The 926-nt window shown below is 48.4% G+C and carries 1 protein-coding gene; it reads left to right on the forward strand.

Annotated features, from left to right (window positions below; all coding sequences use genetic code 11):
* Positions 1-812: HupE/UreJ family protein (locus tag A3730_RS07560; protein WP_063537827.1), on the forward strand; the 812-nt coding region annotated here is incomplete at its 5' end.
* Between the last annotated feature and the right edge of the window lie 114 nt (positions 813-926).

The raw sequence follows: 926 nt of genomic DNA on the forward strand, positions 1-926 counted from the left end.
AGGCGAGGGCGCTCAATGCCGGTTTCATGGAGTACATTGAGCTTGGAGCGATGCACATGGTCACAGGCTATGACCATTTACTGTTTCTGTTCGGCGTGGTGTTCTTTCTGACCCGCTTCAGTGACATTGTTCGTTTTATAACCGCGTTTTCCATTGGCCACTCGATTACTCTGGTGTTTGCCACCCTCTATAGTATTCAGGCGAATTACTACTTAGTGGATGCGGTTATCGCTCTGACTGTCTGCTATAAGGCGTTTGATAACCTTGGCGGTTTCAAGACTTATCTGAAGATGAAGTCACCAAACTTAATGTGGATGGTTTTCGCTTTCGGTCTTATTCACGGGTTTGGACTGTCGACGCGATTGCAGCAATTACCTCTGGCAGAAGATGGTTTGGTTTTTCGCATCCTGGCTTTCAATGTTGGCGTAGAGTTGGGGCAGATTGCTGCGCTGGCCATCATGTTGTTTTTATTGTCTGGTTGGCGCCGCATGGCATCGTTCAAACGCTTCAGTCAAGCGACCAATGGGCTGCTGATGGTGTTGGGGTTGCTGTTGCTGTTGATGCAGCTGCATGGATATCTACACTCAAGCAATCCTGATGAATTTCCGCTGAACAAGGATGATCACCAGCATACTCATGAAGACATGGGGGTTGCTAATTCTCCGCTGTCCGGGTACGAGAAGCGCTTTGATTTGGATGCAGAGGATAGTGTTAACGGTGAGGTTGAAACAGAGGGTCGTGAGCCGGAGGAGTTGCCAAACAGTGCCTCTAATCCTCACGCCCATGGTGACGGCGAAGCCCATGTACATTAATAAATTTGATCTGTTTTTATGAGGAAAATGTTATGAGATGGATGAAAACCTTGATGACGATGATGGCCTTGAGTTTTGCCTCGCCGGTGTTTTCTCACGGCGGAGGGCATGCCA

This window comes from Alcanivorax sp. HI0044, from assembly GCF_001634945.1.